A 23,910-nucleotide genomic window follows, 5' to 3' on the forward strand; every position below is an offset into this window, starting at 1 on the left:
GAGAAGTAACGCGATCGAGTTCGTTCGACTATTTATCGACCCATCCGAACGGAAAACCAGATCCGGACTATCGAGTGCGCGTCGGGCCGACGAACTACACCGGGGGGTCGTAGGCGGCGAGAGCAGCGAGTCGAGCTGTTCGAGACATAACGTGCCGCTCGCGATCACGGTTCTACCAGCGGTTTCCCTGGTTGTAAACTGCTCACGGAGGCGCTCGCCGACGTCCATCGCGGCATCGTAGTATTCAGGATTGTAGCCGAAACTCCCCGCCATCCCGCAGCACTCGACGTCCGGGTCACCACATTACCAACCGGGCCCATTCAGTTCCGGCGGGCCTGGGGGTTGTCGCCGTCAGCGTTGTTGTACTCCTCGAACTTGCTCATCACGGTGACGAGCGGGAACTCCACGAACTTACCCCACGAGTCCGTGCTGACGTTCGTCGCTAAAAGGTTCGTTATTTGCGTGGCTGGGTTCGTAGGCGCGCGTCGTGTGCGAGCCCGCCGACTGCGAAGGGACGCTCATGCGTTCGCTTACGGCGGTTCAAACCAGATAGAGTGAGGCGACAAGCAGTTTAGTCCGGTGATAGCGGACGGTTAGGCGTGGACGATACTGACCTCAATGACGATCACGGTGCTCTGGACCTCGATCTCGAAGCGGTCGCCACACATCCGGCTTCTGGGCCGCGTTCGCGGATCTCGTCGGGTTCCGCCCGGAAGGTTTCCTCGTCGCTAATGGTGTGCCCGGTGACTGCCGAGAGGCCGTGAGCGTCGATGATCGAGCGCCGGCGATCGTCGTCGATGAATGCGAGCATCGACTCCCAAACGCGGTGGTATGGAGGTGAACACCCATCCCAGCGTGCGTGTCGAGACTCACAATACTGGTCTTCGAATTTTGAAAGGAACACCTCGTGGTCGTTCTCTTCGACTATGAGGTTCGCGTGATCGCCGGTTTTGATAGCAAGTTCTTGGATATCGGGTTTGACGACTCGGTAGATCGCCATCCGTTTGCGGGTCTCGCCACCGATCTCGAGGAATCGAGGGATCGGCCGATAGTCCCCGTCAACTTGCACGGCATAACCCATCTCCGTGAGCGTCCGGAGGTGGTGATGGACCGTGCTCTTCGGTACGGACAAGTGCGCGGCGAGTTCTCCGACTTCTGCTCCGCCAGCCTGACGAAACGCTTCAGTAACCCCGGAAAGAGCTTTGTGTCGTCCGGACTGGCAGCGTGATATTGTTAGCTATAGTTCCCCCTTACAGCTCAACCACAAGACCTGTCCGGTTTTGCCGTACATAGTATCTCAGAACGACTTTTACGGCTAGCTTAAATGGTCTGGTTTCAGAGAGAACAGTCAAGTGAGATCAGAGGCGATTCAGTACATCCAGACTACCAGTATTTAAGATTTATCAACTAAAATATAACATAAGTGATCTCGGAAATTAACTAGATCCTACACTACCAATACATACGAAAGATGCAGATACATATAGAGAATAATCGAGATAATCGGTGTAACTGGATACCATTTGTTTAATAAGTGTTTTGAGAATTGGTCGAAAGTAGGCATTAACTGTACAGCTCAAGCACTACTACGATCGTCAAGCCAGTTTATATCGTAATTTAATGATTACCCCGCCGAAATCGTAACACCGATATAGGTGTTACACAGTGTGTGAACGATGCTAGTTTGATGGGGCTGTGGAGATCTTCCTCGCCACAAAGCGTCCGGCCTTATCGGACGCTTACTCCGGGTTACAGATGCCGAGTATACGGGAACAAGAGGAACAATAGGTTACAACTAAGAATTCTTCCGATATGCTCCGATACCACCGGTAGAGCACATCAACATGCTGTCCGGTGAGTCCGGACAAAGAAGTAGAAATATAGTTGGTGATAGTAGCAACTGATGAGGCTTGAACCAAAATCAAGCTGCGGACATTTTGAGAGAGTGAACTGAACTATCAGCATCTGAAACCATATTTCTTCATACTGTGGTGAGTGTATTCAGTCAGACCGCTCGGGTTAATTCGTATAAACCAGTAGAATTATCTGTATCATTGAGGGTTTCCCCAAGAGGGACGTTACGGCGTGGCCCGCCATGGCGATATTCACTCACCAAGTGAACTACTCTGTGTTACCCGACACGGGGCTTCCTCCTTTTTCGACGTGCTTTGCATCCATCGTGACAGTCGACTAAGTGTCGTCGGTGTGCATAGGGAGTACCGGCTGCACAGTTTTGGTCGATAGCCAGATGTCGTCCCGAGCCACGCTGGACTCGCGGATTCCTTCACCTATGTACTGCTCGTTTTCGTACATCTGTGCTGTGTCGACGTGCCAGAAGCCAACGTCGAGCGCGGTCCGAGCGTTGTCACGTCACAATTCACGGTTGTCGATGGCGCATGTCCCCATCCCGAGTTGTGGGAAATTCTCACGTGAGCTCAAGTTGAGGCGGCCACCTCAGGAAGAACAGTTTATCGGCCGACTGTAGCGGGCATGGTCACGCATAGCGCTGCTTAATGGTAACTAACCGGACTCATTGGCCACTCAGTGCACGAGACGGTATCGAACCGATTCGAAGCGAGGAACGTGTCGGCCACGATGGTTCACGTTCTCACCGCCGGCAAATTGTGTAAGCCTGCAGCCCGCTTGTCCTCCACGTCCTCGAGACAGTGCAGCTCAAGTGGTCCAAGAAGTTACCTTGCTTTTGACGGAGGTCTGAGAACGGGAAGATACTACACGTTGACGGTAGTGGCGAACCGGTCGATGTTGGGTACGTTCTATTCATCGGGTCGATCACGATCCCCCCGGTGCGTACGACAAACGCCGGGATTCCGTCAAGCAGATGGTGTAGAGGCCGCCGGTATCACTCGCAAGACATCGGCGATAGGCCACGGCCGTGGCGCTACGAGGGATTGCTCAATCATACGCCTCATCGGAAATTTCGCGTGCTTCGATGAGGGCGTCACGGAGTGGCCCTCGTGCGACCTGTACTACACCTCCTATCGGGCGCAGTGTTCCCCATTCGGGCACCGGACGATGGCACGACGGACACTGACGGACGACGCGGTCTCGTTCTTTTTGTACGTCCCACTTCACAACGTCTCCATCGACCCCTTCCCATCCACAGGAACACTGTAGGTGGATGTTCGGTTCGTAGTAACTAGGTCTGATCTTTGGCCCAGCCATACAATCAATCTATTTTGATGGAGTGTTATATGTTTGGCCTGTTCGCGACGACAGTACTCAACTGACTCTTACAGTACTCCTCCGACGGATTCGAATCGCCTTTCGAACCCGAATTACACGGAATTCTACAGAACAAGTATCGAAAACTCTGCTGACAGGCTTCTCTACCTGTTATTACTTTCGAGGTATTCTGAGCGCTTCCCCTGGTAGCGTCATGCTTGCTATTGTGAATAAGGTGATCAATCTACCTTGCGAAAGAGGCCTTCTACCGGTCCAGCCGGAAGTTTCCCTATTTTCCGGGGCTACCGGTACTCTTCTGTCCAGTCGGCTGTCTGAACTCCGCCTTCGATTCGCCAGTTGAGGAGACGTTCGTGGAACTCCTGTTTAACGTCCGAAACCGCTGGATCATCCCATAGATTCTCAGTCTCACTGGGGTCCTCACTCAGATCGAAGAGTTGCCCCTCATCGTAGTCTACGAAGTGAACGAACTTCCAGTCCTCACTCCGAATCATCGTCATAAACTCCGTCTCTTGAAGGATGCCGTCGCGGGCGTGTTCTGCGAAGATGTGGTCGCGCCCCGTCCAGGAGGCCTCGCCCTGCAACGCTGGAATCAGTGACTCAGCCTCCAAGGTATCGTCGATAGGAGCGTCGGCTATTTCGAGAACTGTCGGCCCTAGGTCGAACAATGAAACGAGATCCTCAACCGTCCGAGATTCGAACCTGCCCGGAGACCATACCATCGTCGGAACCCGCGTCACTTGATCGTACATCGTCCATTTCTGGCTGTGACCGTGGTCGCCGAGGGCTTCACCGTGATCCGAAGTGAATATGATGACCGTGTCTTCGTAGCCGTTCGTCTCTAGGGCTTCCATGATCTTCCCCACCTGTTCGTCGATCATGGTGACGTTCGCATAGTAGTACGCACGCTGGCGATGGCGGTCTTCGTCGCTTGCGAACGTTTGGTGGGACACCGAATCGTGGTCTACTTCTTCATTATGCTCACGAAGGAGCTGTAACGGGGTCGGCTGGTTCTCAAGGTCGTCCTCCGACACATCTGGTAACGGTAAGTCCCGGTCTAGGTACTCCTCGGCGTATCTTGAGACTGGATCGTAGGGTGGATGCGGGCCGGGAAAGCCGACTTCCATGAATAGCGGAGCTTCGAGTTTCGGCTTCATGTCTAGCCACTGTTCGGTGAAGTCACCGACGAACACATCAGGGTGTGTGTCTTCGGGCAATTCCCACTCGAACGCGCCGAGACGATCCTCGTAGTCGTCCCATTCGCGATAGAACTCGCGTTGCTGTTTCGTAAATCCCTTCGCTTGCAATGCCCGGTCCCACTCATCTAAATAGAACTTCTCACCGGGTAATGGTGGCTCTTCGGCGGGAACTGGTGCCAGGTATCGATCCTTGTTTTCGACCTCGTACCGTTCGTCGAACCCCATCGGCGCATCGTAGGGGGCGGAGTGCATCTTGCCGACGTTGACGGTATAATACCCGCTGTTCGAGAGCTGTTCTACCCACGAATGCGTCCACCGATCACCGTTTACGTAAATGCCTGTGGTGTGAGGATAGTACCCTGTGAAGAGACTTGCCCGTGCTGGTGCGCAGGATGGAGCCGTAGTGTGGCAATTCGTAAACGATACACCCTCATTGACGAGTCTGTCGAGGTTGGGCGTGTCCATGTGTTCAGCACCGAGAGCGCTGATCGTATCGAACCGCTGCTGGTCAGTGTTGATGAAGACTATGTTCGGCCGGGACTCCGTCATACAATGGGCACTAAGTAGCGAGGACAAATATATTGTGCAACTGGCTATCTGGTCTCAAAACCAAAATATGTTCAAAGAATGATTTATCTGTGGTTGTATTCCTTCCGCAGGAATCGTCGATCATTCACATTGATGCGCACGAGCCTATCGAAGATTCGGGATATCGTCGAATTACCATCAGAAACAGATCGCTTTTTCACAGGATTTGCGTCAGTCTCGGACGTGGTTATTGGCGACTTCCTGTTCGTTCGAGTTCGAAGCTGAAGGACCCGGAATTGACGTCGACAACGATCCATTCGTTCTCTCTACCCACACAATTAACCCCGCAAACCTCCTTGGCAGTTCTACTACCATCTTCCCAGATGTTCGTTCCGTCCACCCGGACGCTGGTAGGATCGCCTCCAAGCGTCGGAATCCAGATTTCTCCAGTGGTATTCCACGGAATCGTAACGGCGAGGGCAAGTCCGTCGGCTGTCAACTCCCACTCGGAATCTATTACCCCATGGATAGTGTCGACTCGACCGCCAGCGGATTCCAGATCCGCTACCGGCTTCGGAGCGATCTTGATCCGTTTGAATCCCGGTTCAACGGGTTCACGAATGCCAGCGAGATATTGGTAGAACCACTCATCGATGGTCCCCAGGAAGTGGTGGTCACGGGATCTAGCATCCAAGGGCCAGTACTCTAACAGTGCAGTCATTCCGTTCACAACCCAGTGACCCCAACTCGGATAGGTCGTTTGTGTTGCAACTGTGTAAGCAAGGTCGTGATGACCATGTCGAGTAAGAACCGGAAGAATGTGCTTCGTACCGAACAGTCCAGTAAAGAGGTGGCCATCGTGCTCTCGTTCGATATCGTTGACGAGCGAATCAACAACTGAATCAACTCTGTCTTCAGGTACCATTCCGAACGCTAAGGGGAGAATGTTCGACGTTTGGACGTACGAGTCTACATCGTCGGTTCCGTACGACTCGGAACTCGAATCATAGAATCCATCGTTGAATGCGTCCGCGACGAGACGTTTCTTTTCATTATACTTATCTGATTCGTCGGAATAACCGAGAGTTGAAGCGATCGCCGCTAAGATGTCCAGTTCACGGTAATAGTAGGACGTGGCGGTGATCGGCACTTCTTTTTCACCTGGGGTGGCCCAGTCGCCGAGCCCCATCTCCGGGACGTAGCCGTCGAAATAGCTCTCGAACCACTGCAAATATATTTTCATTGACTGGTAGTGGTGCTGAAGAACCCGTTTGTCACCGTTGTACTGGTACATTACCCACGGGATGATGAAGTACGCCGCATCCCACCCGGGCGTTGGTCCCTGAACTGCGGGCCATCCTGGAGCATTCTCGTAGCTCCAGTCACTAGTCGGAACAATGACCGGAACCTCGCCAGAATCGAACTGCGCATCGCGGAGGTCTCGTAGCCACTTTTGATAGAAGCGAGCCATGTCGAAATTGTACATAGCCGTTACGGCCATCGCTTGGGCGTCACCCGTCCAACCATTCTTCTCGTATACGGGCGTGTCTTGGGGCACACCATGGTGGTTGTTCAATAGCGCTCGACGCGTATTCTCGTGGATCCGATTCAACAACTCATTCGAACAAGAGAAGTCACTGTCGTCCCCTGCTTCGAGATCGGTGTGTGCGAGAACACCCTGAATCTCTTCCCCTGACGGGGTCCCTGGATATCCTTCGATCTGGACGTATCGAAAACCCTTATACGAAAAGCTCGGTTCCCAGGTCTCAGTCCCGTTCCCGCGCAGAATGTACGTGTCGTCCTGAATTGGTTCGGGGTAGCCTGGTGACCAACTATGGATGACGGTTCCGTCGTCATCGAGCTTCTCGCCCATCGAAATTCTAACCTCTGTGCCTTCCGGCCCATCGACTGTGAGTCGGGTCCAGCCAGCAATCATCACACCCATATCGAAGACGAACACGTCGTCTTCGGGGCTCGATCGGTCGACTGGAGTGATGGTATCCTGTATCCGGACCGGTTGAACTCTCTGTGGCTGTAGATCCCCCTTGGGGGCGTCGACTATCTTCGATGTCTCCCAGTTAGTATCGTCGAAATCAACGTCAGTCCACCCTGGTTGTTCTCTACGAGCGTCGTACTCCTCCCCATCGAACAGCGAATCGTATCGTGTTGGTCCGTCTGTCGTTCGCCAGTCTTCTCCACTAGAAAACGACTTGGTTGACCCGTCGTCGAATATGATATTCAGCTGAACGATTAATTGTGGGTCGTTCCACCATGGGGTTTCATCCCAAAACCAGGTGTTCTCCAGCGGCTCCCCATATCGTCCACGTCCCACCGCTACACCAATCGCGTTTCGTCCTCGCTTCAGTACGTCCGCCACCTCGTACGTCGTATATAGTACCGTCTCCTCATAGTCAGTTATCGCGGGGTCTAAGACGTGATCACCGATTCGTTCGCCGTTTAGGTGAGGTACGTTGTAACCGAGCCCGCAGACGTGGAGTCGTGCCTCAGAAATCCCATCGTCGAGGTCGAATTCCGTTCTGAAGAGCGGGTTTGGCGGTACCTTCTTTGAATGACCTTCTGATGACTCGATAGCATCGAGGTCGGCACCTATCCAATCGCCTTCCCACTGTTCGTCGGAATCTGAGATGGAGGTCGAAAACCTCGCAGTGTCGCTCCATTCACTGCGCTTCCTATCCTGATTCCATACTCGAACCTTCCAGTAATACGTCTCATCGGCCGAAAGTACCGGTCCGTCGTACGGTATCTGAATCGATCTGTTCGAATCGACCTTCCCCGAATCCCACATCTGTCCCCTATCCTGTTCTAATTCGTGGGCCTCTTGAGCCACGATGATACGATAGGCAGATTGACCCTCCGCGAACGTCTCCGGAACTCCAGACCAGGAGAAGCGCGGTCGCTCCGCGCAGTCATCTTTCATGGGCTCGAGATTGAGTGGATCACGCTCGTACTCGACCCGGAGGTCAATTGGAATCGGGGGGCATTCAGAGTGCGTGTCGTCGCTGTCATTCCGTGTCGTCACCTCCTCACGATCGGTACGTGAAGTGGAATCAGAACGTCTCTCGTCTGATTGGTTTTGAGTCGATCCAACCACTGAATTTGGGGAGCTTTCGGAATTCGTGTCTCTGCCGAGTGTGTTGTTCTTAACCACGCTATTGATCTCGTACGGTCTCGAAATTCATATAATTGATCATTCGGGTAAGATACCACCCCGGACTGCGCCCGTGATCGCGGTCGCGACCTTCCGTGCGTCCCCCGCTCTGGTGAGCAGCACACCGATCACGATCGGTAATCCGATAGCCTGTATCAGACTTCCAAACCCCTCACCGATGCTAGCAACTGTTTGGTTGTGTCCGAGTCCGGAAGCGATATCCATGAAAAGTGCAACCCACGACGAGTGACACGGCAGGGCCAAATACGGTACTATCGTACCCCTCCGTATCCACATGGACGTAGTCGACCGGAATCAGTGGAAGACGTTGATACTCTCGAAACACGCACCGATCGGATGATAGCTGGGCCCAACGGAAACGCCCTCTTTCATCGGAATAGGCGTATTTTCTTGTGTCACTTTCGTGTACCAGATCCCGAGTTGTGGGTTGATCAGGTGGTCTGTCGCGTACTTCCAGAACTCGTCATACCACGCGGTGTACGAACCCTGTCCGGTCTGCTCGTATAAGAGCGCGGCTGTGCCGATCGCTTCGGCGACCTCCCACGCGTACTTATCCGTCACGATCGGGTCCCCATCGGGGGAAACCGTGTAATAGAATCCACCTGCGTCCTCGTCCCAGCCGTCATCTATTGCGAGAGCAAAGAGTTCCTCTGCACGGGTGGTCAGCCACTCCGCCTCGTGGTGGCGGGAAAGGATCGCCAATAGTTTCGCCCACTCAAGGTGGTGCCCCGGCTGGTACCCCCACGGCCTGAACTGATGAGTCGGATCGTCCCGATTATATTCGAAGTCGTGCTCCCACTCTGGGGTATAGTGTTCCCAGATCCGTCCGTCCGTCCCAACCGAGAGCCGTCTGCTGATACCGTCCGCGATGGTCATCGCACGGTCGAGATAGCGATCGCGTCCAGTCGTCTCGTAAGCAGCGATCATCGCTTCGCACATGTGCATGTTGGCGTTCTGTCCCCGATAATCGATCACCGACGATTCATCGGGCACGTACTCGCTCCGACAGAGCCCATGCTCTCTCTCCCAGAATCGGTCGATGACGAGGTCGTAGACTTCATCAAGTCGTTTGCTGGCGAGATCGATACCCGTGTTCCCTGCACGAGCAAGTGCAAGTAGCGCGAACGCGTGTCCATAACAGCGTTGTGAGTCGTCAACAACGTCAGTTCCATTCAGAAGCCAATGAAATCCACCGTGCTCTCCTTCGCGGTGTTCATCCAGCAGAAATGTGAGACCGTGCTTCGCAGCGGAGAGACACCACTCCGGTCCTCCGAGGATTCCCCCGATACTGAAATTGGTGATATATCGACAGGTTGCGACCAAGTGCTTCGAACCAGGGTCGTACAGGTCTCCGGTCTCCTGGTCAAACTGGATGGAATAGCCTCCGTTTCGTGTGTCGATACATTTCGGATGGCAGAATTCGAGATAATTTTCAACCTGGGACGTGAGCCATTTGACATCCTGGTATAGTGGCTTCGGCGACACTGGTTTCACTTCTCGAATGAAAGTAATGTATGTTGTGGATACTGAATTCTGGTTGTCAGGTCACGGAGACTGAATTCGAGTCTGGCTTCGATAAGGCAAACAAATCAACTGGACCACGGAAGCTTTTCGTATAAACTTGAAGCCGATTGCTTCAACGAGAAGGCGGAGATCGCTCCGGGGGACATCGTTGAAATGCTTGCGACCGCGCTGGCAGAACGTACTATTTCTCATACCGACTCGGCGTCATTGACGTACGACACGATGGAGTTCGACCACGCTCAGAAGATGGGAGTCATAGACCCCGCATTTCGAGCGTTTGAGAGTAACCTACGGCCGAGACTGACCACAAGAGCTAATTCACCCACCACCGAACGTTCGCTGACCACCGCCGAATCACAACCACCGACAATGACAGTGAACACCATACTGATAGACATCGACTCGCTGCGGCCAGACCACATCGGTGCGTACGGATACGGGCACAAAACGACCCCGCGAATCGACGAGTTCGCAGAGGACGCCGTTCGATTTCAGAACGCCTATGTGGCGAACTCCCCTTGCTTACCTTCGAGAGCCGCGCTGATTTCCGGGCGACATGGTATCAGCAACGGTGTCGAAACGCACGGACCGCGGGGGCAACAGATCGACTTCCCCGCGAATTGGCCCTCAAATCAGTGGGCAGGGTCTTGGATGAGCGAACTGGAGACGCCTGAAGCCTGGTACACGCTCCCAGAACTGCTTTTCCAACACAGAATCAAGACGGGTGGTGTCTCCTCCTTCCCGCGACATACGGCGCCCTGGTTCCATCGACAGTGGCACGACTTTCGGTACCCACAAGAGCCGGAAGAGCCGGACGAGAAGTTCCAAACCGTGAGGGGAGAGAACGTAACGGACCTCGCCATCGATCTCGTGGACCGGTACCAGGAGGATGAATTCTTCGTCTACGCGCAATACTGGGATCCACACGGTCCATACAAGCGAAGCGACGACGAGATCGAGGAGTTCCGGGGTGAGTGTACTCACCCGTACCCGACTGAGGAACAACTGGCCGATCACGTGACTTGGGACAAGTGGCGGTCGGCATCGGAGATGGGCATCGAGAACCGTGCGGACCTCGCCGAACTCGTCGCGGCATACGACGCCGAGATCCGCTATGCCGATCGCCACGTCGGTCGTCTCCTCGATCACCTCCGTGACAACGGACTCTACGACGATTCCCTGATCATTCTGACGGCGGACCACGGCGAAGAGTTCGGCGAACACGGACTCTATCGTGAACACTGGAGCACCCATGACGGAACTCAGCGGGTCCCGCTTCTCCTCAAACCCCCATCGTCGGTTTCGACTGAATCGGGCGAGCGCTCACAGCTCGTCACGAACGTGGATATCGCCGCGACCGTCGCGGACTATACCGAAATTTCGCGTCCGGAGAAATGGCAAGGCTCGTCACTTCGACCCATCGTTGAGGACGAAGCGCAGTCCGGACGGGAGTATCTCGTCTTCGATCACGGCCTCTATACGGCACAACGCGCTGTTCGAACGGGACAGTGGAAGTACATCAGAACCTATCATTCGGGAATGTGGGAGGAGACAACACCCGAGGAACAGCTGTTCGACATGGAGTCCGATCCATGGGAGCAGGACAACGTGGTAGAAGACCACCCAGAGGTCGGAAACGACCTGTCCGATCAACTGGAAGCATGGACCGAGAGGTACGTCGGAGATGCAGACCCCCTCAAGGAGATATGCGACCCGGGACCTGCGGGCTACCTCTGGGCGAAGACCACCAACAATCGGTGGCGCTGACACGAAGGAAAAGCACCGAGAATTCGACGGTTACGACCAGGTGAGCGCCGTTATATACTTGGGATAGGCGGACTCCCGAAATCCGTTGGTAGTATCTTCGTGCTCGTAGGGTGGGTTGAGACTCACCAACGAATACTGCCCCAAGTCGGTGGGACGGCCGGACGAGTTTGAAGCCGTTCGCTCGCGATAACCCCTCACTCGTCGTGTGATGCTGAACTCGGACTCCCACTCGAGCGTTAACGACTGACCACTGCGACCGCAGAAGTATTGAACTAGGCCGGCCGACGAGTAGTATGAAATACGCTAGTGCGGTCGTCAGGAGCGCACGATTGACGGTGCGTAACCCCTTCGCGGTCGTGCTGGTCAGCGTTGGCGTAACTGTCTCGTTGCTTCCATTCGTGACAGGGGTGATCGTCGCGGGGGTACTCGGAGGCCTTGTCGGGCTCTGGCTCACGTCGTTCATGCTGGGGTTCGTGGGTGCCGGTGGCGCGCGGTTGATGACCATCATTCTTGAACGTGAATCTTCACTAGGGACTGATTACTTCTGGGAGGGATTGCGGGACGCACAGCGCATCGGACCAGCGATCGGGGTGGGTACGTTCGTCGTCTCTATCGTCGCGATCGTGCTTCTGTCACTTCCCGGGAACGATGTAATTAGTATTGGAATCTCTCTGCTAGGCGTCTATCTCCTAGCAGCCTGGTTTGTCGTCGTCGTCTACGCCCTGTCACTGTGGGCTGCCTTTGAGAACGCACGTGACGTACGCAGCGCGTTCGTCGACGGTGTAACGCTCATCCTCGAAGAGCCCACGGCTGCCGGATGGATCCTCGTTCAGTCAGTCGGATGGACGTTGCTCATGGTACCGCTGATCATCGCACCGGTCATCGTCCTTCCAGGCTTCGTCCAGCTAATCGCGACCGAGATCGTGAGGATCGCGACGATTGAAAGTGATCGCCAGCCATCCGTCGTTTCGCGGGACGAAGACGACGAGTCAGGTTCAACGGCGTAGCCGACTCAGACAGGTTCGTGTTCTGCATCAATGGCAGCAGTGATGTGAGTGGACAGCAGACAGAGTATGCCTGGGAGAAATAAGCCTATCGTAACGACGGTTACGCCCGCAACGAGCGCGCACGCGAAAGAGAGGAACAGAAAGAGCGCAACAGCCGATGGTGCATCCAGGAGTCGAGTGAAGCTCGCGTGAATTGCGGTTCTCAGTGGAACACCTTCAGCGATCTCCGGGCTGGCGAATCCGACGACGAGGTACCAGTCCACAATCAGAAACGCGGCGACACCAGTGGCGAAGGGTGCCAGCGCGGATGGCACAACAGACACGATTGTGACCGAGACGAGTGTGACGAGGAACGTGACTGCGCCCAGGGTGAATCCAGTACGTGGACCTGCGATCCCGGCCCGGACATCGGACCAGACCGAAACCGGAACGCCCCGTTCGGCGACAGTCGTCGCGAACCGGAACGCACCAACGAGAACAACACCCAGGAGCAGTGAAGTCGCCCACAGACCGGCGAGGATTGCGAGCGGCGCCCCGATAAAGAGCATTGTCGCGAGGGGAAGCACGGAGAGAGAAACCAGCAAACTCACGACAATCGTACCGACGAGGTTCCGGTAGCTGTTCCGGGCGGTGTCGACGGTGACCTGTCGGGCGTTCATCTCCGATCGACCCTTCGAGGCGAGAGTATTTGTGCGACGATTCGATGCATGAGTCCACCTTCAATAGTGACGAACTTTATCCCGCCGATCGTCGTCGAACGTTGTTATCAGTGTATATTGCCGGTATGAAATCGATTAGGGTCAATCCGCGATATTGAGGATGGTCCACAACGAAGATACGGGGATAGGATGGAGCATCGGTTCACACATGCAAACGTTTATAATCGTTACTGCTAATTAGGAGGTTGTATGTCAGACAGTGACAGTAGTGGTTCTAGAGCGCGGGGTACGACCACCAATCGACCGGTGACCCGTCGGAACTGGATTCAGATGGCCACAGCGACCGGCATCGCAGGTCTCGCAGGCTGTATGGGTGGCGGCGGGAACGGTAGCGGCGGGAGCGGTGGCGGCGGGAACGGTGGCGGTGGTAATGGGAACAACAGCAGCAACGGGGGCAAGGTCGGCAGTACCGGCGGGATGACGACCATCGAGTACTGGCGGTGGCCTCACTCAACGGAGCCCTCGAACAAGGGCGAAGACGAGATCGTCAAGGCGTTCAACGAGGGTCCGGGTGCAAAGAAGAACATCCGTGTCGAACAGGTAGTGAACCCTTTCGACGATCACAATCAAGCGCTACGGACCGCGATCGGCGGGAACGACGCACCGGAGGTGGCATGGACATTCCCGGAGCAATTGTATGACTTCGCGGGCAAGTCCCGGGAACAGATGGAAGGGAACGCGCCGTTCGCGTACCTCGACGATTATATGGATGACAGTTACAAAAGTCAGTTCTGGCAACCCTTCTGGGACTGGCAGGAATCCCGGTTCGGCGGGCCCGTCGGTGTTCCATTCATCTCCTCGATTTTCCCCGGACTGATGTATGTCAACACCGATGCATGGAAGGCAGCGGGTCTCGGAGACCTACCACAGGGCAGTTGGAGTTACGAGGAGTATCTCAACGCGGCGGAACAGATCGACGGGACCGAAGTCAATGGTACCACAGTCAACGGTGTTGGTATCGGTCTCGAAGACACCGTGTCAGCAGCACAGTGGGACGCATATCTTTCGCAGTTATCACGAACCGCTGGAAGCCTGATCGGTGTTGGATACCAGAACAAAGACGACGAATACGCCCTGACGCTCGCATCGGATCCGGAGTTGGAAGCCTGGAACGCGTTCTTTGGAGAACCGATCGCGAACGGCTGGACGAACAATCCCGGTGCGTACACCCTCGACGGAATCCAGGATCCGTTCACGGCCGGTCAGATCGGTCTCCTCCCCTCGGGAACGTACGCACGCGTTGAATTCGCTCAGTCTGATGTCAACTACGACATTATTCCGTTCCCGACGAAGGGCGGCAACAGCAACTACGGTGTGTACGGGGCTGGCGGGTATGCAGTGATGCACTCAGCGTACATTGAGGAAGTCGGCGGTCAGCCGGAAAAAGCGTGGGAATTCATCAAGTTCCGTAACAACGCTCGCAACCAGTACAACTGGTTCAACACGTCCTCACAGACCGTCTCGAATAAGGAAGCGTATCAGCTCATGAAGGACGAGGGCGTGTCCGACTTCGTGAAACAGAGCGGTGGGCTCGAAGTGATGAACCGGACGGACGAAGCGATGAAGCAGTACCCCAAACAGCAACAGGCGATCAAAGACCGTTACCCCGACATCAAGCTGGCTGCAGGCGGTACGCCCGTCACAACTCCTCCTGTACTTGTCGGCAGCGGACGCGTTCATGAGGCGGTCGGCGGGGCGCTTCAGCAACTTAACCAAAACAATAATCAGAACGCCAAGGAAGTCTTTACTGAGGCCGAGAACACGTGGTGTGACCTCGTCGAGAGTTCAAGCGATGCCAAACTCGCAGAGTCCAGTCGTGGATACAACAAACCGGAACCCAAAGCAGGTCCGCTGTAGAGAGTCAGTCCACGGCCTTGTTTTTGCGCGCGGTCTGATCGGTCAGTGAGGTCTCGGTCCGGCGAAAATCGATGGCTTTCGAGGGAGATGAGGTTCGTTTCTATCGATCTCGGTGGAGACGCCACTCTACACGCTGTGAGCGCTTTCCAACATGGTCAACAGGTCCTTGGCCTGTTGCTCAGCAATATCCGGGACAACACCATCGAGGGAATCGATATACTCTACGGTGATGGCTTCGTCGTATCCCGCGTCACGGAGCGACTTGAGGAACGATATGACATCCAGATCTCCGTCTTCGACTGCCATCTGGATCTCTTCCCAGCCAGTGCCGGCCTGCCGAAGGTGTACATGAGCAACGTTTGGCAGTAGCCCGTCCCACAAACCGTCGTGGTCGTCGACGTTTATCACGTAGTGGCCCGGGTCGAGCGTGTAGCCCAGTCCGGAAACGCCAGCGGCATACTCGGCGACCACCGATGGATCTTCGGTCAACGTATTCCGGTGGGTCTCGACGGTGAGGGTTACGTCAGTCCCTTCAGTGATCCCGACGAGCGTTTCGAAGCGGTCCAAGTCGTCTGAGAGGAGCGCCTCAGCCGGTGCAGCCGGGAGCGTGACAACCGGGATGCCGAGTTCGTCCGCGAGGTCGATGACCGCACGAACCCGTTCGACTTCGATCTCCAGATTCACGTCGCCCGCATTCGCGTTCAGCGCGACGGGTTCGAGTCCCGTCGTCTGGCAGATGTCGTCGATCGCTGCTACTGCAGTGTCGCTTGCCCCGACGAGACCGCTCGGATCGAAATGAGCCCAGCCCTCCTGAACGCCGATATCGACCGCACCGAAGCCCAATTCCGACAACCACCGACAGGCGTCCGCGAAGGAGTATCGGCTGTATAGGAGCGACGATCCGGCGATCCTCATAGCCGAACCCACCCGTCGATCTCGTTGGCCTTTAGGACCGCTCGTTCGAGTTCCATTCGAACGAGGCCATCCGCGCCAGTCGTAGGCGGCGTCTCGCCTGAATGGACTGCATTGACGAACGCCTCGACTGAGCGCTCGAAAGACTCGTTGAGATCGATCGAATCGACACCCCTGATATCGTCCGCCAACGGACCTGGCGCGACGGTGCCAGTGCTATCTTCAGGTGTCATACCGGTGAGACGGAATCGGCCGTCCGTGCCGTATACTGCGAGGTCGATGAGATGATCCGAGAGTTCGGTGTGGATCGACGCGGCAATCGAGGCGAGGGTACCGTTTGTGAACTTGATAGTTGCAGAGACAGCGTTCGAGGGCACGTAGAGCATGTCGTCCAGATGGAATCGTTCATCGACGACCGTCTGATCGTGTTCGAGCGTCGCTCGGATCGCTTGGGGCTCTCCCATGAGAAAGACCAGCAGGTCCAAGACGTGATGCCATCCGTAGGCGTGAACGTCGACGCTGGCGAAGTGGACTTCTCCCAGGTGTCCCACCTCGATGGCCTCAGCAAGACGCGCGAACGATGGCATGTGGCGGTAGTTGTAGTCGACGGCTAGCGTCCGACCCGCACGTTCGGCCGTCTCGACCATCTCACGACCGTCATCGAGCGAGTGAGCCATGATTTTTTCACAGAACACGTCGGCCCCCTCTTCGAGGGACATGATCGTCGGCTCGACGTGATGGCGCTCCGGTGTTGCAACTGAGACCACGTTCGGTTGCACTTCGGTCAACAAGTCCGCGAGGTCGAAGAACGGTTCGGCGGCGTACTCCGTGGCCAATTCGTCCGTCCGGTTTCGATCCAAGTCACAGACAGCGACTAGCTCCGCGTTCGCCGCGTTTCGATAGCCTGCCGCGTGGTTCCGACCGGCACCGCCACAACCGACGATCGCGGCTCGGAGTTGGCTTTCAGTCATCGACCGACCGCACGCGTGGAGGGCGTAAATAGTTCGCCGTCAACGCCAGTGGTGGTAATTCACCTCTCGAATCGGTGTCGGTCCCACCCCCCGACGCCCTCCGATTCGGAAACGGACTCCCTCGACGTTTCCTACGACCCGATCCGGTTTCGGGTCACGAACAGTTCGTACGCATCGATTTCATGGTCAATCGAAAAGGGGATAATCGTGGTTCCTCGCTGGATAAATGAGTCGATATCGACGAGAGCGTCAGTGCTCGATATCGAACCCGTACGAACCTGAACCCACCGTCAGCACGACCTCTTCGTCACCGGCGGTTGCATCGTCGACACCGTCGGGTAGCGACCCCACAGCGCCGTTCTCCCAGACAGCCACGTCGTCTATCTCCACCGTGGCCGATTCCCCATCGTAAGGAATGCGGACCGTTGCCGTCGTGTTCCACGGGATCTCGACGTCGAGAGTGAGCCCGTTGTCCGTTCGCTCCCACCGCGAGGCGAACTCACCGTTGACCGTCTCCATCTCGGCGGCCGCCCAGTCGAGGTCGTCCACGACGGCGGGCGCGACCTCGACGGTCCCATGTCCGTGCATCGAATCGTCGAACCTGAGGCCGGCCAGCGCGTAGTAGAACCACTCTGAGACGAGGTTGAAGGGTGAATGATTAAACGAGTTCATCCCATCACCGATACGGGTATCGCTGTCCCAGCGTTCCCACATCGTCGTCGCGCCTTGTCGGACCATATACACCCAACCGGGTCGATCCGGCTGGGAGACGACTTCGTAGGCGGTCTCAGCGTGACCGTGGTCGACGAGTGTGAGGATCAGCGGGCGCGTTCCGAGGAAGCCCGTCTGGAGCTTCCCGTCGTCGCTCTCGACTTTTTCGACGAGGTTGTCGGCGACCGCGTCGACGTGCCCGTCGGGGACGAGTCCGAAGAACAGCGGCACGGCGTACGACGCCTGCGTTCCGGGACCGTACTGGTCGGCTTCGGCGTCGAAGAACGCCTCGTTGAACGCCTCAGCGATCGCCACCGCACGGTCGGTATAGTGTTCGGCGTCGTTCTCGTTACCCAACACCGCTGCGATCTGCGCGAACAGGTTCGTGGTGTGGTACTGGAAGGCCGTGTTGAACAGATCGCGCGGCAGACCCACACGGCCATCCATGTTCTCGAAGCCGAGCCAGTCGCCGTAGTTGCCGTACTCGTCGGGAATGATGCCGTCGGTGGACTGTTCGTGCCAGTAGTCGATGTACTGGCGCATGCCTTCGTAGTGGTCTTCCAGCACACCGACATCGCCGTAGTGGCGGTAGAGGTGCCACGGGATCGTCACTTGCGTGATCCCCCACGTCGGGTCTTCCGGGATCGTCCCGTAGCCGTATGGGATGGTGTCGGCGAGATAGCCGTGTTCGGAGCGAACGTCTGCGTGGTCTCCCATCCACTTCTCATAGAAGCGAGCGGCGTCGAAGTTGTAACACAGTGCAGGGCTGACGATGTGGTTGTCACCCGTCCAGCCGCAGCGCTCGTCACGCTGCGGGCAGTCCGTCAGAACGGAGTGGACGTTCCCGCGTAAGCCCCATTCAGCGTTGCGTTGGAGTTGCGAGAGGTCCTCGTTCGAGCAATCGAACTCGGCGATCGGCTCGACGTCGCTGTGGACGACTTTCGCGGTGACGTCCGCCGGGTCGAGTTCGTCGGGGTAGCCGACGACCTGCACGTAGCGAAATCCGTGGTACGTGAAGCGTGGTTCGTACGTCTCGGTACGGTCGCCCTTGGCGATGTAGGTGTCGGTTGCATCGGCGCTCCGTAGGTCCTCCAGTGCGAGACTGCCGTCTTCCAGCAGTACTTCCGCGTGACGGAGTTCGATTTCGTCCCCCGCGTCTGCATCGTTGATAGTTATCTCGACCCAGCCGACGAGGTTCTGTCCGAAATCGAGGATCGGCCCCTCATCGCGGCCGAGTACTTCTTCCACGTCGACCGTCTCGGTCACCCTAATCGGCGGCGTCCGCTGTGGAACGAGGTCACCACCGGGTGCTTCGACGATTACGACGGAGTCCCATCCGACGTCGTCGAAAGCAGGTTCGGCCCAGCCTTTGGACTCCTCGCGCGAGTCGTACGTCTCCCCGTCGTAGAGGTCGTTCATCAGAAGCGGGCTGTTCATTGCAGTCCACGAGCCGTCGGTCGAGACCGTTCGGGTAGTACCATCGACGTACTCGATTTCGAGTTGGAGGATGGCTCTCGGTGAGCCGAATCCGGTCCAACCGCGAGCGTTGCGACCGAACCACCCCTGACCGAGCCAGAGACCCAATGCGTTCGCGCCGGCGTCGAGCTGTTCGGCGACATCGTAGGTGCTGTACAGTACTCGTTCGTCGTATTGCGTCCAGCCGGGATTTAGCACCTCGTCGCCGATCCGCTCGCCGTTGATGTACAACTCGCCGTAGCCAAGCCCACAGAAATGCGCCTGCGCGCGTTCGACCTCTCCGCCGAGATCGACATCGGTTCTGAGTAACGGCGATTGGGGAGCCATTCGGGACTCGTAGTGTCCGTCCACGAGCTTATCTCGACCCCACGCACCCTCTTCGACACTGGACGAAGCAGTGACGTCCTTGTCAACTGCGAGATCTTCACCGTCACCATCCCGAACTGTTAGCCCGGCTAACGCGAAGGTCTGCCACGCGCGACGCTCCTCTCCGATATACGCTAACTTTTGGTTGAACTCGCCCCCCGAGGGGTCCGACGGATCGATCTCGTGTAGATCCGTCGCCGTGACTCTGACGTAGCGGCCGTCGATACTGTCCAGATCGAATGTGACCGCTTCGACCCCGGGATTGTGGTGAGCCTCGTCGGTGCAGTCGATGACTGTTGTGGACTGTGCGAAGTCGGGGTCGTTGGAAACCTCGATCCGGTAGCGCTCTGGAAAGCCGAACCCTCCAGGACCGTCGGCGGTAACTCGTTTTTCGGATTTGACCTCTTCGGTGAACTGTGCCGACACTGGCAGCCCATCTGGCGTCGTAGGCCCATCGAGCGGTTCAGTCGGATGGAGCTCGACACGATCTATCTCGGCGTTGTCGCCGAGATCGACCTGAACCCACTCCTCGGCGTCCGCGTTGACGGGGTGCCATCGACTCCTGAAGCCGTTCGAGTCGCCACCGTCGGGCCGATAGCCGATCCAGTGACCCTCCCACTCGTGTTCGCCAATCAGTGCTGTGGAGAACCGTGCCGCCTCAGCCCATTCCGATGGAGTACCGTCTTCATCCCACACGCGAGCGGTCCAATAGTAGTCGGTGCCCGACGCTAAAGGAACGCCATCATAGGGAACGTTCGTCGAATCCGCCGACTCGACTTTGCCAGAATTCCAGAGCGAGCCCTGGTCGTTGTCGAGAGCTTCCGGCGAGCGAGCGACCAATACCCGGTAGGCGCTCTGGGTACCACCGCGTGAGTCTGACTCAGATCGCCAAGAGAAGCGGGGCTCGTCTGGTAAGATATTGTTTGGTTCCTGCTCGTACTCGACCTTGAGGTCGGTAAGAATCGCACGACTGTCGCTGTCAGTCTTCTCCGACATACCCCCTAATTTTCAACGGTTGTAATTATAGATTTGGGTTGGAGCGAACGACGACGAGATTTCGGTGTCGCGGTCGACAGTGCTTTCCTCGGGAGAGTCATCACAAACTTCGCAATCCGATCTCGTCGGTGTCACGAGTGATGCCGGTAGAGCCGTCATCACGACATGGCCGAGTACCGATAGTCATGTCCCCGTTATTCGACGGCAAATTCGAACTCCCCAGATCCGACTTCGAGGACGAGGTCGTCGCCGTCGGTTTCGACGGAGAGGACGCCATCGGGTGCGCCCTCAGCCAACGGGATATCTGACTCGGTGACCGCGGCATCGGCGGTGTCCGGAAGCCAAATCGTCGCCGCGGCGTTCCAGGGAATCGTCACCCAGCAGTCGTACCCTCGCTCGTTGCGCTCCCAGATGACTTCGAGATCGCCCGCCCGCGTTTCGACTTTGGCGTTGACCCACTCGAGATCGTCGACCATTGCTGGCGCGATCGTGACGTGGTCGGTGATCGGTTCGTCACCCAGTCGAATCCCAGCGAGTACCTCGTAGAAGAACTCCGAGATGTGAACGAACGGCGAATGGTTGAGGGAGTTCATTCCTGAGCCGACGCTCTCGTCGGAGTCCCAACGCTCCCACATGGTCGTCGCGCCGTTGCGAGCCATGTACACCCAGCCGGGCTGTTCTGGTTGGCTGACGACTTCGTAGGCCAATTCCTCGTAGCCGTGGTCGGCAAGCGTGTGGATCAGCGGACGGGTGCCAAGGAACCCGGTCTGCAGCTTCCCGCCCTCTTTACGGACTTTCTTGGCGAGATTCGCGGCGACCTGTTCGGCGTGCTCTTTGGGGACCATCCCGAGGAACAGCGGCACGGAATAGGAGGACTGCGTTCCCGGACCGTATTCGCTCGCTTCGGGGTCGAAGAAATGGTCGTTGAATGCATCTTCGATGTACTCGGCACGCTCGCGGTAATTCGCGGCGTCGGTGTCGTTGCCGAGCACGTCGGCGATCTTTGCGAACGTCTCGGCGACTTGATAGACGAACGCAGTATTGAACAGGTCGTGCGGGAGTCCACGGCGGCCATCCGTGTTTTCGAACGCGAGCCAATCGCCGTACTTCCCGTACTCGTCCGGAACGATTCCGTCTTCGGCGACGCCGGTCCAGTAGTCGACGTACTCGCGCATTCCCTCGTACTGCTCGCGGAGGATTCCCCCGTCACCGTCGTGGCGATAGAGGTACCACGGGACCATGATACGCGTGATCGACCACGTCGGGTCGGCAGGATCCTCGGAGGCCTTGTTCGGGATCACGTCGGTGACGTAGCCCATGTCGGCGGCGACGTCGTCGTGGTCCCTGGCCCACTTCTCGTCGAAGCGAATGGCGTCGAAGTTGAACAGGAGTGCGCGCGTCGAGATGTGGGCGTCACCGGTCCAGCCGAAGCGCTCGTCCCGTTGGGGGCAATCCTCCGGGATGGAGTGCGTGTTGCTGCGTAGCCCCCAGACAGCGTTGTGCTGGAGCTGATTGAGATCCTCGTTCGAACACCTGAACTCCCCCCGACGGTCCATCGCCGTCGAGACGACCTTCGCTGTGACGGCGTCGGGATCGAGGTCCCCGGGATAGCCCGCCACCTGCGCGTAGCGGAAGCCGTGGTAGGTGAAGCGTGGCTCGTAGCTCTCGCGGTCGTCACCGCGGGCGACGTAGATGTCGGTCGCGTCGGCACTCCGCAGGTCGGTCGTCGAGAGGTCACCCTCTTCGGTCAGCGCCTCCGCGTGGCGCAGGGCGATTTCGTCGCCCTCGTCGGCGTCTTCGATCTCGATCTCCAACCAGCCGGTAAGATTCTGACCGAAGTCGAGGATCGGTCCTTCGGGATGGTCGTGAACGGCGTTGACGTCGAACGTGTCGACGACGCCCATCGGCTCGATGCGCTCGGGGCGGAGCGTTCCGCCCGGATTGTCGACGATGGCGGCCTGATCCCACGTCGAATCGTCGAAGCCGGCGACGGTCCACCCGTCCTGTTCGCGTCGAGCGTCGTAGCGTTCACCGTCGTAGATGTCGTTCTCCAGCAACGGGCTCTCCGTAGCCTGCCAGTTGCCGTCGCTTGAGATCGTTCGAGTGCGTCCGTTCTCGAACTCGACGAACAGGGTCACACGAGCGCGTGGGGACCCGTCTGCGACCCAGTAGGCGCCCTGCTTGGCGAACCATCCCTGACCGAGCCACACCCCCAGTGCGTTTTCGCCCTCGGAGAGAACGTCCGTCACGTCGTGACTCGAATAGAGGACGCGCTTTTCGTACTCGGTCCAGGCCGGGTCGAGCTTGGCGTCACCGATCTGGTCGCCGTTGATCGAAATCTCGCCGTATCCGAGGGCGGCGGTGTGAATCCGTGCCGAGGCGACTGCGCCGTCGAGGTGGAATTCAGTGCGTAGCTGCGGCGAGGACGACGCTACCCTGGATTCGGTGGAGCCATTTACGAGATGGTCGCGACCCCACGTCTCTGCCTCGATCGACGAGGAGGCGGTCACGTCGGCCCCCGCAGAGCGGTCCTCATCTCCGTCGCGTACGGTGAGCGCGGCGAGTGCGAAACAGCGCCACCTCCGGGTTGCCTCGGTCAACCGCTCGCCACTCTGCAGCGGCGAGTCAATCTGGTCTGCGGGTTCGACCTCGTACAGGTCGGTCGCCGTGACGCGGACGAATCGGCCGCTCGCGTCGATATCACCGTGGGTTTGAACCGCCGCCTCGCCGTCTTCGGGCATTCCCTCGAGGACGTCCTCGTCGTTTTCGTTTTCCAGTGTTACCTTGGCGACGACCGTCCCATCCGCGAACGTGGAATCGTCGCTCACTTCGACGCGGTAGGAGACGGGAAAGCCGAAGCCGTCGATCGGGTTCCCGAACCACGACAGCGTAACCGCGGTGTCGTCGGGGGTCCGGACGACCGTGACCGGATTCGATGGGTGGAGCGTGATCTCGGATACGTCACGGCTCTCCCCGAGGTCGATTTGGATCCACTCCTCGCAGTCCTCTTCGGAGGAACGCCACTGGCTGCGCCAGCCGTTCGTGTCTCCCACCCCTGGTTGGTGGGAAATCCATTCGCCGTGCCAGTCCTCGGGTTTGAGCGCGGTCCCGAACCGTGCGGGGTCGGCCCACTCGCTCTTACCACGCTCCGTCCGAACCTTCACGGACCAGTAGTACGTCTCGTCGGCAGCCAAGTCCGGGCCTTCGTAGACGACGTCCGTCGCCGCGCCGGACTCGACAGTATCGGAGTCCCACACTGTGCCCTCGCCGTCGGCGAGCGTGTCCGGGTCACGACCGACCACTAGACGGTAGGCAATCTGCCTGCTGTTTCGCGCGTCCGTTGCAAGCCGCCAGCTGAACCGTGGCGGTCGCGTCGGGTCGACGTTAACCGGCGAGTCCTCGTACTCGGTTTGAAGATCGACCGGTTGCCGTGACTGCTTGCGCTCGGGTGTAGACATGTCCGATATTACCATAGCAGTCGTGTTA

General features: G+C 57.4%; 13 protein-coding genes and 2 pseudogenes. 3 read left to right on the forward strand and 12 right to left on the reverse strand.

Going from position 1 to position 23,910, the window contains the following annotated elements; genetic code table 11:
* Positions 1-108: 108 nt before the first annotated feature.
* From D3261_RS20955 to D3261_RS00580, 7 genes and pseudogenes are all read right to left on the reverse strand, one after another.
* Positions 109-291 (reverse strand): annotated as a pseudogene (locus D3261_RS20955) (hypothetical protein); the annotation flags it as partial.
* 334 nt (positions 292-625) lie between these two features.
* The gene (locus D3261_RS20500; RefSeq protein ID WP_233553784.1) at positions 626-1,000 is read right to left on the reverse strand and encodes an IclR family transcriptional regulator C-terminal domain-containing protein; all 375 of its coding nucleotides are present in this window, start codon (positions 998-1,000) and stop codon (positions 626-628) included.
* Between the two features lie 72 nt (positions 1,001-1,072).
* A pseudogene (locus tag D3261_RS20960) lies at positions 1,073-1,231 on the reverse strand (helix-turn-helix domain-containing protein); the annotation flags it as partial.
* A gap of 959 nt (positions 1,232-2,190) precedes the next feature.
* The gene (locus D3261_RS20505) at positions 2,191-2,313 is read right to left on the reverse strand and encodes a hypothetical protein (RefSeq protein WP_233553785.1); all 123 of its coding nucleotides are present in this window, start codon (positions 2,311-2,313) and stop codon (positions 2,191-2,193) included.
* Between the two features lie 1,172 nt (positions 2,314-3,485).
* Positions 3,486-4,949, reverse strand: coding sequence for a sulfatase (locus D3261_RS00565; protein ID WP_120067721.1), 1,464 nt, complete (start codon positions 4,947-4,949; stop codon positions 3,486-3,488).
* Positions 4,950-5,175: 226 nt separating this feature from the next.
* Positions 5,176-7,968: an alpha-L-rhamnosidase gene (locus tag D3261_RS00570; protein WP_120067723.1), complete on the reverse strand. Its 2,793-nt coding sequence runs from the start codon at positions 7,966-7,968 to the stop codon at positions 5,176-5,178.
* 444 nt (positions 7,969-8,412) lie between these two features.
* Positions 8,413-9,603 (reverse strand): AGE family epimerase/isomerase, encoded by a 1,191-nt coding sequence (locus D3261_RS00580; protein WP_120067726.1) that lies wholly within the window; start codon positions 9,601-9,603, stop codon positions 8,413-8,415.
* Positions 9,604-9,795: 192 nt separating this feature from the next.
* Between D3261_RS00580 and D3261_RS00585 the strand changes: the two genes are divergently transcribed.
* Complete coding sequence (locus D3261_RS00585; protein ID WP_120067728.1) at positions 9,796-11,409, forward strand: sulfatase; 1,614 nt, start codon at positions 9,796-9,798, stop codon at positions 11,407-11,409.
* A gap of 293 nt (positions 11,410-11,702) precedes the next feature.
* Positions 11,703-12,416: a hypothetical protein gene (locus D3261_RS00590; protein ID WP_120067729.1), complete on the forward strand. Its 714-nt coding sequence runs from the start codon at positions 11,703-11,705 to the stop codon at positions 12,414-12,416.
* A 5-nt stretch (positions 12,417-12,421) separates the two neighbouring features.
* Here D3261_RS00590 and D3261_RS00595 read toward each other — a convergent pair whose 3' ends face one another.
* Complete coding sequence (locus D3261_RS00595; RefSeq protein WP_120067731.1) at positions 12,422-13,075, reverse strand: hypothetical protein; 654 nt, start codon at positions 13,073-13,075, stop codon at positions 12,422-12,424.
* 249 nt (positions 13,076-13,324) lie between these two features.
* On the opposite strand from D3261_RS00595, the gene D3261_RS00600 reads away from it, so the two are divergent.
* On the forward strand, positions 13,325-14,992 hold the full coding sequence (locus D3261_RS00600; protein ID WP_147464858.1) for an extracellular solute-binding protein: 1,668 nt from the start codon (positions 13,325-13,327) through the stop codon (positions 14,990-14,992).
* Between the two features lie 126 nt (positions 14,993-15,118).
* On the opposite strand, the gene D3261_RS00605 is transcribed toward D3261_RS00600, so the two are convergent.
* From D3261_RS00605 to D3261_RS00620, 4 genes are all read right to left on the reverse strand, one after another.
* A complete protein-coding gene (locus D3261_RS00605) occupies positions 15,119-15,907 on the reverse strand; it encodes a sugar phosphate isomerase/epimerase (protein WP_120067734.1) in 789 nt (262 codons plus the stop codon).
* Positions 15,904-16,875, reverse strand: a complete 972-nt coding sequence (locus D3261_RS00610) for a Gfo/Idh/MocA family protein (protein ID WP_120067736.1) — start codon at positions 16,873-16,875, stop codon at positions 15,904-15,906. Before D3261_RS00610 ends, D3261_RS00605 begins: the two co-directional genes overlap by 4 nt.
* Before the next feature lie 249 nt (positions 16,876-17,124).
* The gene (locus D3261_RS00615) at positions 17,125-20,124 is read right to left on the reverse strand and encodes a family 78 glycoside hydrolase catalytic domain (protein WP_233553786.1); all 3,000 of its coding nucleotides are present in this window, start codon (positions 20,122-20,124) and stop codon (positions 17,125-17,127) included.
* A gap of 494 nt (positions 20,125-20,618) precedes the next feature.
* Positions 20,619-23,882 (reverse strand): family 78 glycoside hydrolase catalytic domain, encoded by a 3,264-nt coding sequence (locus D3261_RS00620; RefSeq protein ID WP_199693845.1) that lies wholly within the window; start codon positions 23,880-23,882, stop codon positions 20,619-20,621.
* Positions 23,883-23,910: the final 28 nt, after the last annotated feature.

It is taken from the genome of Halococcus sp. IIIV-5B, assembly GCF_003602035.1.
GTDB lineage: Archaea > Halobacteriota > Halobacteria > Halobacteriales > Halococcaceae > Halococcus > Halococcus salsus.